The sequence below is a fragment of the Streptomyces sp. CA-250714 genome, assembly GCF_050936705.1.
GTDB lineage: Bacteria > Actinomycetota > Actinomycetes > Streptomycetales > Streptomycetaceae > Streptomyces.
Genome location: NZ_JBNJMI010000001.1, coordinates 3,767,437 through 3,783,168, shown reverse-complemented (window position 1 = coordinate 3,783,168; position 15,732 = coordinate 3,767,437). Strand labels below are relative to the sequence as shown.

Below are 15,732 nucleotides of genomic sequence, written 5' to 3'. Positions count from 1 at the left end.
ACGGTACCTGCTTCCGCCGCCGTACGGTACGTCGCCCGCACGACACGGCCGCTGTCCGACGCGCCCGTTGACCCTTCTCGTGCTGGTCAGTGGCGATTTTACCTTCCTGTAGCGGAGGGACCCGCCGTGGGGTGGTGAGACCACTGTCACGGTGGTCCCCCGCGCCACTCATCGGCCCATGCGCTGTTCGGCGAGCCGGTCGGCGGCGACCACCGGAGGTACGCCGTCCGCTTCCGCCCGCTCGAAGATGGCCACCGTCGTGTTGTGGATCTTCTCTGCCTTTGCTTTCGCACGTGCGAAATCGAAGCCGTGGAGTTCGTCCGCGACCTGGATCACGCCGCCCGCGTTGACCACATAGTCCGGCGCGTAGAGGATGCCGCGCTCGGCCAGGTCCTTCTCCACGCCGGGGTGCGCGAGCTGGTTGTTGGCGGCACCGCAGACGGCCTTGGCGGTCAGCACCGGCACCGTCTCGTCGTTCAGCGCGCCACCGAGCGCGCACGGCGCGTACAGGTCCAGGCCCTCGGTCCTGATCAGCGCGTCCGTGTCGGCCACGGCCGTCAGCGGGGCGCCGGGGTGCGCCTCCAGCACGGCCCGTACGGACTCCTGGCGCACGTCCGTGACCACCACCCGCGCCCCGTCCTCCAGCAGGTGGGCGACCAGGTGCTTGCCGACCTTGCCGACGCCTGCGATGCCCACCAGCCGGCCGCGCAGCGTGGGCGCGCCCCACAGCCGCTGTGCGGCGGCCCGCATGCCCTGGAAGACGCCGAAGGCGGTCAGCACGGAGGAGTCGCCCGCGCCGCCGTTCTCCGGCGAGCGGCCGGTCGTCCAGCGGCACTCCTGGGCCACCACGTCCATGTCCCGCACATAGGTGCCGACGTCGCAGGCCGTGACGTAGCGGCCGCCGAGGGAGGCGACGAAGCGGCCGTAGGCACGCAGCAGGGCTTCGGTCTTGATCTGCTCGGGGTCGCCGATGATCACGGCCTTGCCGCCACCGTGGTCGAGCCCGGCCAGCGCGTTCTTGTACGACATCCCGCGCGCGAGGTTCAGCGCGTCGAGCACCGCGGCCTGCTCGGGGTCGGCCGAGCCCGGGTACGCGTGGAAGCGGGTGCCGCCCAGCGCGGGGCCGAGCGCGGTGGAGTGCAGCGCGATGACGGCCTTCAGCCCGCTGGGCCGGTCCTGGCAGAGCACGACCTGCTCGTGTCCGCCCTGCTCGGAGTGGAAGAGGGTGCTGATGACCGGGTCCCCAGCGGGGACGCCGGTGGGAACAGGTGATACCTCGATCACGGTTGGTGACTCCTGGGATCGCGTCGTAGCCCTCGGCGGACACGCCGCTTGTGGCAGTCGAAGCCCGGGGAGGGCCGGTCGGGAAGCAGCGTACGACCTGCGCGTCACGGGCACGTTGCGGTCCCACGATCGGGGTAGTCAACTGTCTTCCAGGCTCGCTCGTGCGACCCGTTCGTGAGGCGTGGAGGCTTGGAGGCAATGCGTGGCTGAGAAAGCGTCGGTCGTCGTCCCGTACGCGGCGTACCTGCGGGTGTACGAACCGTTGGCCGCCTTTCCCGAGCCGGAGCGCTCGCACTGGATCGCATATGCGAAGGGGGAGCGCTTCCCGACCGCGCAGGACGAAATCCGCCGCGCCCTGGCCGACTTGGTGCCCGTGCCGCCTGTGGTAGTGCCGGTCCGGGAGAGCGCCGAGGCGTTCGTGACGGAGGTGGACGGTGTGACGTGCGTCTGCCCCTGGCGCACCCGGCTGCGCAGCTGGCAGGCGCTCACAGCGCTCACCCAGGCCGCCAGTGACCGCGAACTCGCCCTGCCCCAGCCGGTGCTGGACGCCGCGCTGCCGCCTGTCGTACGGCGGCAGGCCGCGGCCGACTACGAACAGTGGCGCGAGCGCAACCCGGACGCCCGGCCCTGGATCCGTACGGCGCTGTGGCATGTGCCGCTGCGCTGGTTCGTTCTCTTCGAGGACGAAGAAAGGGAGTTTGCGAAGCCGGAATCGGGTCAGGAGAGCGGACAGCAGTTCGTTTTCCGCTATCGCACGCCCATGGTTCAGGCGAGGCGCCGCCTCGCTCGCGGCCTGAAGGTGCTCCGCGAGGAGCTGGAAGAGGGGCCGCTCGTCGAGGGTCTGATCGATGTGGGTCGCTGGCTGGAGGAATTCCACCCGCGCTCCCTGGTCGAGCTGGACTACGGCGGGCTGGCTCACGCCATCCCCGAGGAGCAGCTGGCGGGCGACCACTCCGCCGCCGATGTGGCGGAGGGCCTGGAGGCCCTCCGCGAGGGCGACGGTGAGCGTGCCGGTGCGGCGTACGAGCGGCTGACGGCGCGCTGGAGGGCGATTCGCCAGCTCCAGTACGCGAGCTGACCCCTCCCCGTCACACGGCGGGGGTGGACTGTCACGCGAGGCCCGCCGAGTGGCGGGGTGGGAGTGGGACCTACGTCCCGAACCGGGTGTTTGCCTCAAGCGTGATGGATTGCACTTAAACGGGTCTTGCTCTCAGAGCTACCCCTCGTGTCAAAATAGGACAAGGAGTCCGCACGGGGCTCCTTCCGTCCAACTATGGGCGGATAGATCGGTATTGCGCTCCTTGGTGGGTCTGATGACCCCTGCTCCCGTTGTGACTGATCGTTACAGGGGGATGACTGTCCGCTATGGGACGGTCCATCGGCTTCCGCCGAGGTTGAACACCTGAGAGGGCAATTCCATCGGTTTGGCCGACGTGGCTGGACAGATGGTGTAGTTGTAGTGCCGAGGACAAGCCGTTCGTCCTATAACCGACTCGGCTCGCGTCCGCCATATCGGGCAACGCGGGTCAAGGTGCAGAATTTAGAGGAAAGAACCGTGATGGTTCGGTTCTCCCGAGGAGGCCGCTCATGACCGCTCGCACCCCTGATGCCGAGCCGCTGTTGACCCCGGCTGAGGTTGCCACGATGTTCCGTGTGGACCCCAAGACGGTCACGCGCTGGGCAAAGGCGGGCAAGCTCACGTCCATCCGCACGCTCGGAGGACACCGCCGTTACCGCGAGGCGGAGGTTCGCGCTCTGCTTGCGGGCATTCCGCAGCAGCGCAGCGAAGCCTGATCAGGGTTCCTGAGCAGGCGCAACAGCACCACACAGGGGCGTATCCGGGGCCCCCACCCCATCGATCCGCCCACTGCGCACCACACGGCCAGGTCGCTGCCCCAACAGTGCTTGTCCGTTGATCGCGCTGGACTCCGCCGGGTCCAGCGCGATCTTTTTTGTGTCCATGCCTTTTGCGTACGCGACCTTCTGTGCGGACCTGTGCGGGCCATCGCGGTGGGCGGTGCAATTGCACATATTAAATTGAGGGGGTCTGAGGGACCCTCAAGTTCCCGGCCGGTACGGATCGATTGAGTGACTCCCGCCACAGCAGGGAGGTCTTGTGACGATCAGCCCTCGTACGGTAATGCGCCAACAGCTCGGCGCCGCCCCTCACTTGTACTTCCGCGCGGTCTCACGCGGAGCCGCCATCGCGAGGCGGAGCAGGCGGTGACACAGCGGGCAGTGCCGGGTCGCATGATGCCGGCGCCCTCTTGCGGCGAGGTGGTTCCGCAGGAGCGCCCTCGCCTCCTGCCGCCCCACATCGACGGGCTCCCTCGCCATGAGCCACCTCCTCCAGGGCCAGAACTACCCATCGTCCCCCCGCTCGTCAACATCGTGGGGGCAACGGGCGGGTGGTGGGCGATCCGTCACGGCGCAACGAAAAGGGCCCGGCAGCCATTGGCTGTCGGGCCCTCTCAAAAAGTGCGGTCCTGACGGGATTTGAACCCGCGGCCTCCACCTTGACAGGGTGGCGAGCACTCCAAACTGCTCCACAGGACCTCGCGAGATGGAACTGTACAGCAGGTCAGGGGCTCGGAGCGAACTCACCCTGAGCGACGGGGTGATCACGCGCGGCGCGGGCGGAGCCCTACGGCGCCGCGGCGTCCACCGCCTTCACGATCCGTTTGTCGGAGACGGGATACGCGGTGCCCAGCGCATGGGCGAAGTAGCTGACCCGCAGTTCCTCGATCATCCACCGGATGTCCCGCGCGGCCTGCGGTACCGGCCGCCCCGGCGGGAACTGCTCCAGCAGCCACAGGTACTCGTCCCGCATCTCGTGCACCTTGGCCATCCGCGTCCGGTCGCGCTCCACGTTGTGCGGGAGCTGCTGGAGGCGCCGGTCGGCGGCGACGAGGTAGCGCATCAGGTCGGGCAGCCGCCCGGCCCCGTGCTCGGTCACGAAGCCGGGCTTGATCAGCTCGGCGAGCTGCTGCCGTACGTCCGCGACGGAGTCGGCCAGCACCGGGCTCGTCGTCGACCGCAGCCGGCCCTCGCACGAGTGCCAGGCGGCCAGCACCTCCTGCACCTGCCGCACCGTCCGCAGCGTGGCGTCCACCAGATCGGCGCGTACGGCGTCGAAGAGCTTGCGGAAGGACTCCTCGTCCCAGGCGGGCCCGCCGCGCGCCGCCACCAACTGGTCGACGGTGGCCGCCACGCAGTCCTCGAACAGGGCCTGCACGCTGCCGTGCGGGGAGCGGGAGAGTGCCAGCTTCTGCTGGTTGTTCAGCTTCGACTGGGCGAACTTCGCGGGGTCGGAGGGGACGTTGAGCAGGATGAGGCGCCGGGTGCCGCGCCACATGGCGGTGCGCTGCTCCGTCTCGGTGTCGTACAGCCGGACGGCCACCGATGCGCCCTCGTCCACCAGTGCCGGGTACGCCTTCACCGGCTGGCCGGCGCGGCGCGTCTCGAAGGTGCGGGGGAGCGCGCCGATCGTCCAGCTCGTCAGCCCGGTGCGCTGGAGGGCGGAGGCGGGCGCGGTGGCCTCCGCGGGCGCGGCGGCGTCCGTGGCGGCCTTGCGGGACTTGTTGCGGGCCGCCCGCGCCGATGAGTCGAACGCCTTGGAGATCGCCGTCTGCGTCTGCGACTTGAGCTGGATCTGGAGCGCCTCGATGTCCTTGCTCTCGGCGAGCTTGCGGCGGCGCTCGTCGGTCACCCGGAAGGTGATCTTCAAGTGGTCCGGGACCTTGGCCCAGTCGAAGTCCTGGGCCGCCACCGGCACGCCGACCATCTGCTTGAGCTCCCGCGCGAGCGTGTACGTCAGCGGCTCCTGCCCCGGCGTCGCGCGGCGCAGGAACTCCTTGGCGTAGTTCGGCGCGGGGACGTAGTGCCGGCGGATCGCCTTGGGGAGCGAGCGGATCAGCTCGGTGACCAGGTCCTCGCGCAGTCCCGGGATCTGCCAGTCGAAGCCTTCCCCCGTGACCTGGTTGAGCACCTGGAGCGGGACGTGCACGGTGACGCCGTCCGCGTCCGTGCCCGGCTCGAACTGGTACGTCACCGGGAGCGCGAGGCCGCCCTGCCGCCATACGTCCGGATAGTCGGCGGCGGAGATCTCCTCGGCCCGGTCGCTGATGAGCATCGACTTCTCGAAGTTGAGCAGGTCGGGCTCTTCCTGGCGCTTCTTCTTCCACCAGGAGTCGAAGTGCGCCCCGGAGACGACATGTTCGGGCACGCGCTGGTCGTAGAAGTCGTACAGCGTCTCGTCGTCCACCAGGATGTCGCGGCGGCGGGCGCGGTGCTCCAGCTCCTCGACCTCGTCCAGCAGCTTCCGGTTGTCGCGGAAGAACTGGTGGTGGGTGCGCCAGTCACCCTCGACCAGCGCGTTGCGGATGAACAGATCGCGCGAGGTCTCCGGATCGATCCGGCCGTAGTTGACCTTCCGCTGGGCGACGATCGGCACGCCGTACAGCGTCACCCGCTCGTACGCCAGCACCGCCGCCTGCTTCTGCTCCCAGTGCGGTTCGCTGTACGTCCGCTTGACCAGGTGCTGCGCCAGCGGCTCGATCCACTCCGGGTCGATCTTCGCGTTGACCCGGGCCCACAGCCGGGAGGTCTCCACCAGCTCGGCGGACATCACCCAGCGCGGCGGCTTCTTGAACAGCGCGGAACCCGGGAAGATCGCGAACTTGGCGCTGCGCGCGCCCAGATACTCGTTCTTGTCGGTGTCCTTGAGCCCGATGTGGGAGAGCAGGCCCGCCAGCAGCGACTGATGGACGGCGTCCTCGTTCGCCTCCTGGCCGGTCAGCTGGATCTTCATCGTCTTCGCGACCTGGCGGAGCTGGCTGTAGATGTCCTGCCACTCGCGTATCCGCAGATAGTTGAGGAACTCCGCCTTGCACATCCGGCGGAACGCGGACGAGGACAGGTCCCGCTGCTGCTCGCGTACATAGCGCCACAGGTTGAGGAACGCGAGGAAGTCGCTGCCCTCGTCCTTGAAGCGGGCATGGTGCTGGTCGGCCTGCTGCTGCTTGTCCGAGGGGCGCTCGCGCGGGTCCTGGATGGAGAGCGCCGCCGCGATCACCATCACCTCGTGCGCACAGCCGTTCCTGTCGGCCTCCAGCACCATCCGGGCCAGCCGCGGGTCGACGGGCAGCTGGGCGAGGCGGCGGCCCAGCTGGGTGAGCTTCCGCGTCGGTGCCCGCTGCGGCTCCAGCGCGCCCAGTTCCTCCAGTAGTTGGACGCCGGCCTTGATGCTGCGGTGGTCCGGCGGATCGATGAACGGGAACTTCTCGATGTCGCCCAGCCCCGCGGCCGTCATCTGGAGGATGACCGAGGCCAGGTTCGTACGCAGGATCTCCGGGTCGGTGAACTCCGGGCGGGCGAGGAAGTCCTCCTCCGAGTACAGCCGGATGCAGATACCGTCCGACGTACGGCCCGAGCGGCCCTTGCGCTGGTTGGCGCTCGCCTGGCTGATCCGCTCGATCGGCAGCCGCTGCACCTTGGTGCGGTGGCTGTAGCGCGAGATGCGGGCCGTGCCCGGATCGATGACGTACTTGATGCCGGGGACGGTCAGTGACGTCTCCGCCACATTGGTCGCCAGCACGATGCGGCGGCCCGAGTGCGGCTGGAAGACGCGGTGCTGCTCGGCGTTGGACAGCCGTGCGTACAGCGGGAGCACTTCGACGCCGCCGCCGGGGCGTGCCCCCTGGCCGCCATTGAACTTCTTCTCCAGCGCGTCCGCCGTGTCCCGGATCTCCCGCTCACCGGAGAGGAAGACCAGGATGTCGCCGGGCCCTTCGGCGTGCAGTTCGTCCACCGCGTCGCAGATGGCGGTGACCTGGTCGCGGTCGGGGGCCGCGCTCTCGGCCGCCTCGTCGGTCTCCTCCAGCAGCGGCCGGTAGCGGACCTCCACCGGATACGTCCGGCCGCTGACCTCCACGATCGGGGCGTCACCGAAGTGCCGGGAGAACCGTTCCGGGTCGATGGTCGCCGAGGTGATGATCACCTTGAGGTCGGGCCGTTTCGGCAGCAGCTGCGCCAGGTAGCCGAGCAGGAAGTCGATGTTGAGGGACCGCTCGTGGGCCTCGTCGATGATGATCGTGTCGTACTGGCGCAGCTCGCGGTCCTGCTGGATCTCCGCCAGCAGGATGCCGTCGGTCATCAGCTTGACCAGCGTGTGGTCCTGCACCTGGTCGGTGAAGCGCACCTTCCAGCCGACCGCCTCGCCCAGCTGCGACCCCAGCTCCTCCGCCACCCGCTCGGCGACCGTGCGCGCCGCGATCCGGCGGGGCTGCGTGTGACCGATCACACCCTGGATGCCGCGGCCCAGCTCCATGCAGATCTTCGGGATCTGCGTCGTCTTTCCGGAGCCGGTCTCGCCCGCGACGATCACCACCTGGTGATCGCGGACGGCCGCCAGGATCTCGTCCTTCTTCTGGCTGACGGGCAGCTGCTGGGGATAGGTGATCCGCGGAACGGCCTCGCGGCGGGCGGCCACCCGCAGCTCGGAGGCGTCCATCGCCGCGGAGATCTCCGCGAGGACGGCCGCGCGGGCCTCTGACTTGCGGATCTTCCGCGCCCCCGCGAGTCGGCGGGCCAGCCGGTGCTGGTCGCCGAGCATGAGGTGCGGGATGCGCTCTGTCAGCTCCTGGGGAGAGGGGGCGGGGGTCTGGGTGAAAGTCGACATACCACGCCAAGGATCGCACTCGCGGCCGACGCCTGGCGAACGGTTTGCAACCGGGGGCGCGGCTTCCGCGTCGCAGTACGCGGATGGCAGGGTTCCTGTTACTTGTGGGGCCCAGGGGGCGGGGGCATCCGGGAGGGACGGGGATCACGGTGGGCGGGGACACCAAGCGACCGATGGGCGGGGACATCAGGCGACCGGTGGGCGAGGGCACCACGCGACTGGGCGGGGACACCACGCGACGCCGCAGGCGGTGGGTGCAGGGAGCCGTGCTCGGCTGCGTACTGGCGCTGCTGCCCGCCACCTGGATGCAGCTGTCGACCGACAGCCATATCCGCGCGGATGTCGCGGACGCCCCCGCGGCGCCGGTGGCCCTCGTCTTCGGCGCGGGACTGTGGGACGGCGAACCGTCCCCCTATCTGGCGCACCGCCTCGACACCGCGGCGCGGCTCTACCGCACGGGCAAGGTCCGCGTACTGCTGGTCTCGGGCGACAACAGCCGCCGCGACTACGACGAACCCGGCGCCATGCGCGACTACCTCACCGACCGCGGCGTCCCGGCCTCCCGCGTCGTCGCCGACTACGCGGGCTTCGACACCTGGGACTCGTGCGCCCGCGCCTCCCGCGTCTTCGGGGTGCGCCGCGCGCTGCTCGTCAGCCAGGACTACCACATACGCCGTGCCGCCGCGCTGTGCCGGGCGGCGGGCATCGACTCGTACGGGATCCCGGTACCCGAGCCGCGGGACGCGACCTGGTACGCGGGCGGACTGCGCGAGCTGCCGGGCGCGGTGAAGGCGGCCTACGACGCCGCGCTCACCCCCGACCCCCGATTCCTCGGCCCCCGCGAGCCCGGCATCCGGCGGGCCCTCGCGGAGTCCGGAGAGCACCACCGCCATCACCCGAAGAGACGCCAAGAAAGCGACACCCACCCATGACATCAACGGGGACCAGCACCGAGGGCACCGACGGCGCCGGCAACGCCGAGATCAGCGCCGAGGAGCGCACCTACCGGACCGCCGCCGAGGAGGGCGACGCCGCGGACAAGCAGGCGTACGGCGAATACCTCGTCGGCAGGGGCCGCGTGGACGACGCCGTCCCATGGCTGGAGGAGGCGGCCAGGGGCGGCGATGCGCGGGCCGCGCGGCTGCGTGCCGTCACGGCGAAGGACCGGGGCCAGTTCTCGGTCGCCGAATACTGGTACCGGACGGCGGCCGAGCGGGACGGCGACTGCGCGTTCGGGCTCGCCGAGCTGCTGCTGGAGCGGCTGGACGATCCGCAGGGCGCCGCCGAGTGGTACGCGAAGGGCGCGGCACTCGGCAGCGTCAAGTGCCGCACCAACGGCGCCCTGCTCATGCTGCGCCAGGGCCGCACGAGCGAGGCCAAGGACGAGCTGGAGGAGGCGGCGCCGTACGACCATGTCGCCGACCAGATCGAGTCCCGGCTGCTGGAGCTGGACGACCGGATCGAGCACTACCGGGACCGGATCACCGAGCTCGCCGCACTGTGCGCGCTGCCGCCCGAGGAGCGCCCCGCGGACCTCGACGAGCAGCTGGAGGAGTTCCTGGAGGACGGTGAGGACGAGCACGAGCCGTTCGGCGAACTGCACACGGAACCGGAGTGGTTCACCTCCTACCCGTCCTTCCTGCCGGACGCGGAGCGGGCGTACGAGGAGGCGCAGGCGCTCGGCGACCCGCGCACCGACCGCTGGCACGGGCTCCTGTACTACAACCTCGACCGGTACGAGGACGCGTGCCGGGTGCTGGAGGACGGGCTGCGCAGGCACCCGGACTCCCGGATGCTGGCCCGCACCCTCAGCGCCGTACACCTGCAGTACGGCGAGCTGGAGAAGTACGAGGCGTCGCTGCTGCCATGGGCCGAGGCCGGCGACCGCCTCCAGCAGCGCCGGCTCGGCGACTACTACCGCGACCAGTGGCGGCTGGCCGAGGCCCGCCGCTGGCTGGAGGCGGCGGAAGAGGGCACCGAGGGCGACGACGACTTCTACGAGCCCGCCGCCGAATCCCTCGAAGAGCTGGCGGAGGACGAGCAGGCCACCCCGCCGGCGCTGGCCGCCGACGAGGAGTCCCGGCTGCCCGCGCTCCGCGAGGCCGCCGAGTCCGGTGACCCGGCCGCCGAGCTCGAACTCGGCCGTCTGATGGAGAAGCTGCGCCGCTATCCGGAGGCCCAACGGCACTACCGGCGTGCCATGTCCGTGGCCGCCGCCGACAGCCCGCACGCCCCTGCTGCCTCGTACGCTCTCGGCCGCATGCTGCACGAGAAGTGCGGCGCCCACGAGAAGGCGGTCGTCCCGCTGTATCTGCCAGCGGCCAAGGCGGGCGACTTGGACGCGATCGAGGGACTGGGCGCGCTGTACGTACGGCTGGACGAGCCGGTCAAGGCGGAGCCGTGGCTGCGCAAGGCAGCGCGCTTCGGGCGGCCGGACGCCGCGAGCTGGGTCGGCAACCGGGTCGGTGACGACTACGGCGACATGGAAGAGGCCGTCCGCTGGTGGACGCGTGCCGCCAAGGGCGGGCGGCCCTGGTACGGCTGGCGCGCGGGTAAGCAACTGGTGCGGTGGAAGCGGTACGCGGAGGCGGAGGGGCTGCTGCGGCTCGCCTGGCCGGGCCGCGAGGAGAAGGATCCGCTGCACGAGGCCGCGTACTGGCTCGGGCTGGCGCTGCACGGGCAGGGCAGGACCGCGGAGGCGGTGGAGTGGCTGCGTACCGCGCGGGATGTGCACCACATCGTGCGGCGCGGCTACAGCGGCTTCATGCTCACCTCGCTCTTCGACCCGTCGCTGGAGCTGGCGGAGCTGCTGGTGAACGAGGTCGCGACGGAGGCGGCGTACGAGGAGGCCGAGACGCTGCTCACTCCCGTACTGGAGAAGTCCCCCAAGCACCGCACCGTCCGGCATCTGCTGGCACGCATAGCGGAGCAGCGCGGGGACCTGGACACAGCGCGGGGCCACATCGAACAGGCGTACACCCCGGAGGGGGAGGAGACCGGGCCGCTGCTGACGGCGGAGGAGGTGGCGGGGGTCCTCCGGCGCGTACTGGGGTGAAAGGACCGGCCGACTGCGCCCCGTTAGGGTGGCGGCATGCACGGTGGTGAACAGGCAGTACGAGGCAAACGGCGGGCCGCCGCCGTACTCGTGGCACTGCTGCTCGCCCTGTGCGGCGCCGTTCAGCCAGCGGGGGCGCAGTCCGCTCCGGCGGGGGCTCAGTCGGCTCCGGCGGCCGCCGACGCGCCCGTCGCCTCCGCTGCCGCTCCCCCCGTCGACGCGGGTCCCTCCCACTGTCACAAGTCGAAGGACGGGGGAGGCGCGCTTCCCGCGGCACCGGCCGCCGGTCAGCAGCAACTGCTGCCCCTCGCGCTCCCGGTCTGTCTGACACCCCAGTCGCACAGCGCGATCGGTGCGGCGCACGCGCGGCCGCCCGTGCGCGGTCCCGCGCCGATACCGCCACCCACACCCGTCGAGCTCTCCGTCCTGCGCGTATAGCGGCACCCGCCGACGCGGCTCCGCGTCGGCGCCGGTCCGTCGCTTTCCGCCTTCGCAGCACAGGAGACGTTCGCATGCCGTCGAACAACCAGAACGAGCAGAAGAAGCAGAACAAACCGAACAAGCCCACCCCTCCGTCTTCCTCTCCGTCCCGCACCCGCAAGGGCGTCGTCATCGGCGCGCTGGTCGCCGTCGCCGCGCTGCTGGCGGGCTGGCTGTCGCAGTACGCCGTCAGCGGCGGCTCCGCGGGTTCGGCCGGCGGCAGCGGCGCGGGCTCCGGCAACGCCACCGCCGAGGGCCGCTCCGACAACTCCGCCGCCGGTGACCCCGCGCTGCTGAAGCTCGCGCGCCGCGACGCGGACGATCCGTTCGCGCGGGGCGACAAGGACGCGCCGGTCGTGATGATCGAGTACGCCGACTTCGGCTGCTCGTTCTGCGGCAAGTTCGCCCGGGACACCGAGCCGAAGCTGGTGAAGAAGTACGTCGAGAAGGGGCTGCTGCGTATCGAATGGCGCAACTTCCCCGTCTTCGGCAAGGGCTCCGAGCGCGCCGCGCTGGCCAGTTACGCGGCGGGGCAGCAGGGCAGGTTCTGGCAGTTCTACGACGCCGTCTACGCCGACAAGGGCAACGAGAAGAGCTCCTTCACCACCGGTCGGCTGCACGAACTCGCCGAGGAGGCGGGTGTGAAGGACCTCGACCGCTTCGACCGCGACCGCGCGAGCGGGGCCGCCAGGAAGCTGCTGGACAAGGACCGCACCGAGGCGTACGGGCTGGGCGCCAGTGCCACCCCGGCCTTCCTCATCAACGGGCAGCCGATCGCGGGCGCCCAGCCGGACGAGGCGTTCACCGACGCGATCGAACGCGCGGCGGCGACCGCGAAGAAGTCCGGCGGGTCCGGCAAGTCCGGCCGCGAGGGCTGACGGGCGATGGACGTCGGATATCTGGCCGCCTTCCTGGGCGGCCTCCTCGCCCTGCTCAGCCCGTGCAGCGCCCTGCTGCTGCCCGCCTTCTTCGCGTACTCGATCGACTCGGCCGGCCGGCTGGTGGCCCGTACCGGCATCTTCTACCTCGGCCTGGCCACGACGCTGGTCCCGCTGGGCGCCGCCGGCTCCTTCGCCGGGCGGCTGTTCTACGGCCACCGCGACCTGCTGGTCTCGGCGGGCGGCTGGCTGATCATCGCCCTCGGGCTGGTGCAGATCGCGGGGCTCGGCTTCGCCCCCCGCCGCCTGGCGGAGGCGTCGGGCCGGATTCGCCCGACCACGGCGCTGTCCGTCTACGCGCTGGGTGCGGTCTACGGCCTGGCCGGGTTCTGCGCGGGTCCCATTCTCGGCAGCGTGCTGACGGTCGCCGCCGTGCACGGCAACCCTGTCTACGGCGGTGTGCTGCTGGCGGTGTACGCGCTGGGCATGGCCGTACCGCTGTTCGTGCTCGCGCTGCTGTGGGAGCGGTTCGACCTGGGCCGGCGGCGCTGGCTGCGGGGGCGGGAGCTACGGCTCGGCGGCCGGCTCCGGCTGCACACCACCTCGCTGCTCTCCGGGCTCTTCTTCATCCTGCTCGGCACCCTCTTCCTCGCCTTCGACGGCGCCGCCGGACTGCCGGGGCTGACGGATGTCGACGGCGCCTTCGCCGCGGAGACCTGGGCCCGGCGGGTGGGCGACGCCGTGCCGGACGGCGCGCTGGTGGCGGCGCTGGTGCTCGCCGGGGGCGCGGTGCTGGGGGCGCGCGCGGTGCGGGGCCGCCGCCGGGCGCGCTCGGACTCGTAGGGGCTGCGGGGGCCGGGCAGGCGCCGACCGCGCGAAAGTAATGGAATGCCCCTTATGCCCGCATAGTGTGAGGGCCATGAGCGAGGAACCCGAGTGGTCAGAGCACCGCGCGGACCCAGGCCCCGGCCGGCAGCCCCGCCCTCCGCACGGCACGCACCGCGGCACCAGGCGCACCCCGTCCCGGAGGTGGCAGGAGTTCAAGGATTCGCCGTTCCTGCCGGCCACCGTCCTCGTTCTGATCCTCGCCGCCTCCGCCGGGCTGTTCGCCGCGTCGTACACGTACGCGATGGCCAACCCGACCCCGCACAATGTGCCCGTCGCGGTCGTCGGCGAGCCCGACAGCAAGCGGGACGGCAGCGCTTTCGTCTCCGGCATGGAGAAGGCGCTCGGCTCCTCGCTGAAGCTGCGCCGCTACCGCACGCATACGGCGGCGGAGCAGGCCATCGAGGCCCAGCAGGTCTTCGCCGTCCTGCGGGTGGAGCGACCGCAGGGCGTCGAACTGGACGTCTCCAGCGCGTCCGGGGCCTCGGTGGCGGAGCTGCTGGAGGAGGCGGGCCCGAAAGTGGGCAAAAAGATCGGCGTCCCCGTCCGGGTACGCGACCTCAAACCCCTGAACCAGGGCGACCCACGCGGGCTGGCGATCTTCTACATCTCGCTCGCCGCCGTCATCATCGGCTTCGTCGGCGCCATCCAGCTCAGCGTGCACGCACGCGCCCTCGAACCGCTGGAGCGCATCGCCTTCACCGTCGCCTACGCCCTCCTCGGCGGCTTCGTCATCGCCGCCGTCGTCGACTGGGGACTCGGCGCGCTGGCCCTCCCCTTCGTCCACTCCTGGCTGATCCTGGCGCTGACGCTGTTCACCAGCGGGATGGTATTCACAATGTTCAACACCCTCATCGGCCGCTGGGCGATGCTGCCGACCTGGGGCGTGATGGTGCTGCTGGGCAACCCCTCCTCGGGCGGCGCCGTCTCCTGGCCCCTGCTGCCGTCCGCACTCGGCGAGATCGGCCGCTGGCTGCCGCCCGGCGCCTCTGTGAACGCCCAGCACACCGCCGTCTACTTCCCGGACCACCAGCTTCTCCAGCCCTACCTGGTGCTCGCCGCCTGGGCCCTGGTCTCCTGCGCCGTCTTCTGGATCTGGCGCCACCGCCACCCGGGCGGCCGCCCACCCCCCACCCACGCCGCGGCCGCCCCGGGCTGACCCACGAAAAAGCCCCGTCCCAAGGGACGGGGCCTTCCTCACGCTGTGGCTGGGGCCGGGGTCGAACCGGCGACCTTCCGCTTTTCAGGCGGACGCTCGTACCAACTGAGCTACCCAGCCCGGGAGCTGAGGGCGGAGCCCTCAGTCGGGAGGGCCATCGAGATGCGTAACAACCGATGGCAGCGGTCCTGACGGGATTTGAACCCGCGGCCTCCACCTTGACAGGGTGGCGAGCACTCCAAACTGCTCCACAGGACCAAGCGTTCGTACGAGCTCCAGTCTCGCACAGTGCGACGATTGCTCCCAACCGCTTTTGTGGGCCTCGTGGGGCTCCCCAGCAGGGGCGACGTCGCCGGAAAAGAGTAACAGACCCCGGGGGCTCCCCCGAACCGCTAGCGGCCTGCCGTGCTCCTTTCGGCGGCGGTCGCCCGCCATTGGCGGCCGAGGGCGAGAAGCATCTGCTGGTACACCCCCAGGTAGCGGAAGGGCTTGATGCCTGCCATGTACACGGTGCCGAAAAGTCCGTTCGGCCGCACCAGGACGGCCATCTGGCCGCGATAGCCGCCGGGGGCCTTGGGGTCCTGGACCCAGCCGACGTGCAGCACCCCGTGCACCGTGCGGTTGGCCATTTCGGCCACCCACTCGTCGTCGGTCTGGTAGACGGAGACGAACGGGATGGGGACGCCCTTGAGGTCAGGCCCTCGCGGGGCTTCCAGCAGGTCCGCGGGGAGCCGGTCGCGCAGGGTGGGGACGCGGGTGCCGAGGCCGGTGTCGGGGTCGTCCCAGCCGAGGAGCGCGCCGAGCTTCCAGCGGACCGCGAACAGGAGGCGGGAGACGGGGGAGGAGCGGTGCGCCTCGCGGCCGTTCGCCATTTGGTGGACGAGGTGGGGAAAGTCGTCCGGCCCGCCGGGGGTCGGGATCCGCCATACGTCTTCGAGCCGGAAGTCGGGCGCGATCTCGTGGATCCGCCAGGGGTGGGAGGTGTGCGCGGTGGGGTGGAGTCTCATGGCCGGCCCTCTCTATACGGCTCCGTATAGAGCTAGGCTAGCGCCAACTGTACGGCGCCGTATACAGGTTTCGGTGTTTTCGGCGTCACATGCGGGGTCTTCGGCGTCCCACGCGGGTCCGGACACGCGGGGCATTCGGCGTCCCACGCGGGTCCGGGCGCACAAAAAGGCCCTGCTACCCGCGTTTCCGCAGGTCACAGGGCTGTTTCGGTGGTGCCCCCAACGGGATTCGAACCCGTGCTACCGCCTTGAAAGGGCGGCGTCCTGGGCCGCTAGACGATGAGGGCGAAGCGGCCGACCGAGCG

General features: G+C 70.7%; 12 protein-coding genes and 4 tRNA genes. 8 read left to right on the top strand and 8 right to left on the bottom strand.

Annotation, left to right across the window (positions count from 1 at the left end; all coding sequences use genetic code 11):
* Positions 1-168: 168 nt before the first annotated feature.
* Positions 169-1,284 (bottom strand): Leu/Phe/Val dehydrogenase, encoded by a 1,116-nt coding sequence (locus tag ACQEU8_RS16850; RefSeq protein WP_433101370.1) that lies wholly within the window; start codon positions 1,282-1,284, stop codon positions 169-171.
* A gap of 202 nt (positions 1,285-1,486) precedes the next feature.
* On the opposite strand from ACQEU8_RS16850, the gene ACQEU8_RS16845 reads away from it, so the two are divergent.
* Together ACQEU8_RS16845 and bldC are read left to right on the top strand one after the other, a co-directional pair.
* The gene (locus ACQEU8_RS16845) at positions 1,487-2,362 is read left to right on the top strand and encodes a hypothetical protein (protein ID WP_433101368.1); all 876 of its coding nucleotides are present in this window, start codon (positions 1,487-1,489) and stop codon (positions 2,360-2,362) included.
* A gap of 509 nt (positions 2,363-2,871) precedes the next feature.
* The gene (bldC, locus tag ACQEU8_RS16840; RefSeq protein ID WP_003949541.1) at positions 2,872-3,078 is read left to right on the top strand and encodes a developmental transcriptional regulator BldC; all 207 of its coding nucleotides are present in this window, start codon (positions 2,872-2,874) and stop codon (positions 3,076-3,078) included.
* A gap of 372 nt (positions 3,079-3,450) precedes the next feature.
* On the opposite strand, the gene ACQEU8_RS16835 is transcribed toward bldC, so the two are convergent.
* The 3 genes from ACQEU8_RS16835 to hrpA form a co-directional block, all read right to left on the bottom strand.
* Entirely contained in the window at positions 3,451-3,621 is a 171-nt protein-coding gene (locus tag ACQEU8_RS16835; protein ID WP_433101366.1) for a DUF6274 family protein, read from the bottom strand.
* A gap of 144 nt (positions 3,622-3,765) precedes the next feature.
* Positions 3,766-3,840 (bottom strand) — tRNA-Asp (locus ACQEU8_RS16830).
* An 88-nt stretch (positions 3,841-3,928) separates the two neighbouring features.
* Positions 3,929-7,897 carry an ATP-dependent RNA helicase HrpA gene (gene hrpA, locus ACQEU8_RS16825; protein ID WP_433102453.1) on the bottom strand — a complete coding sequence of 1,323 codons (3,969 nt, stop codon included), beginning with the start codon at positions 7,895-7,897 and terminating at the stop codon, positions 3,929-3,931.
* A 239-nt stretch (positions 7,898-8,136) separates the two neighbouring features.
* Here hrpA and ACQEU8_RS16820 point away from each other — a divergent pair, with 239 nt between their 5' ends.
* The 6 genes from ACQEU8_RS16820 to ACQEU8_RS16795 all read left to right on the top strand — a co-directional run bounded on the left by ACQEU8_RS16820 (position 8,137) and on the right by ACQEU8_RS16795 (position 14,420).
* Positions 8,137-8,895, top strand: a complete 759-nt coding sequence (locus ACQEU8_RS16820; protein WP_433101364.1) for a SanA/YdcF family protein — start codon at positions 8,137-8,139, stop codon at positions 8,893-8,895.
* The gene (locus ACQEU8_RS16815; protein WP_433101362.1) at positions 8,892-11,018 is read left to right on the top strand and encodes a tetratricopeptide repeat protein; all 2,127 of its coding nucleotides are present in this window, start codon (positions 8,892-8,894) and stop codon (positions 11,016-11,018) included. The genes ACQEU8_RS16820 and ACQEU8_RS16815 overlap by 4 nt, the downstream gene beginning before the upstream one ends.
* 36 nt (positions 11,019-11,054) lie before the next feature.
* A complete protein-coding gene (locus ACQEU8_RS16810; protein ID WP_433101360.1) occupies positions 11,055-11,456 on the top strand; it encodes a hypothetical protein in 402 nt (133 codons plus the stop codon).
* Positions 11,457-11,530: 74 nt separating this feature from the next.
* On the top strand, positions 11,531-12,376 hold the full coding sequence (locus ACQEU8_RS16805) for a DsbA family protein (protein ID WP_433101358.1): 846 nt from the start codon (positions 11,531-11,533) through the stop codon (positions 12,374-12,376).
* Between the two features lie 6 nt (positions 12,377-12,382).
* Positions 12,383-13,219 carry a cytochrome c biogenesis CcdA family protein gene (locus ACQEU8_RS16800; RefSeq protein WP_433101356.1) on the top strand — a complete coding sequence of 279 codons (837 nt, stop codon included), beginning with the start codon at positions 12,383-12,385 and terminating at the stop codon, positions 13,217-13,219.
* 76 nt (positions 13,220-13,295) lie between these two features.
* Positions 13,296-14,420 (top strand): ABC transporter permease, encoded by a 1,125-nt coding sequence (locus ACQEU8_RS16795; RefSeq protein WP_433101354.1) that lies wholly within the window; start codon positions 13,296-13,298, stop codon positions 14,418-14,420.
* Positions 14,421-14,466: 46 nt separating this feature from the next.
* On the opposite strand, the gene ACQEU8_RS16790 is transcribed toward ACQEU8_RS16795, so the two are convergent.
* The 4 genes from ACQEU8_RS16790 to ACQEU8_RS16775 form a co-directional block, all read right to left on the bottom strand.
* Positions 14,467-14,540: transfer RNA gene (locus ACQEU8_RS16790), tRNA-Phe, on the bottom strand.
* Between the two features lie 63 nt (positions 14,541-14,603).
* Positions 14,604-14,678, bottom strand: a tRNA-Asp gene (locus ACQEU8_RS16785).
* Positions 14,679-14,812: 134 nt separating this feature from the next.
* The gene (locus ACQEU8_RS16780) at positions 14,813-15,427 is read right to left on the bottom strand and encodes a DUF2867 domain-containing protein (RefSeq protein ID WP_433101352.1); all 615 of its coding nucleotides are present in this window, start codon (positions 15,425-15,427) and stop codon (positions 14,813-14,815) included.
* A gap of 211 nt (positions 15,428-15,638) precedes the next feature.
* Positions 15,639-15,714, bottom strand: a tRNA-Glu gene (locus ACQEU8_RS16775).
* Positions 15,715-15,732 lie beyond the last annotated feature (18 nt).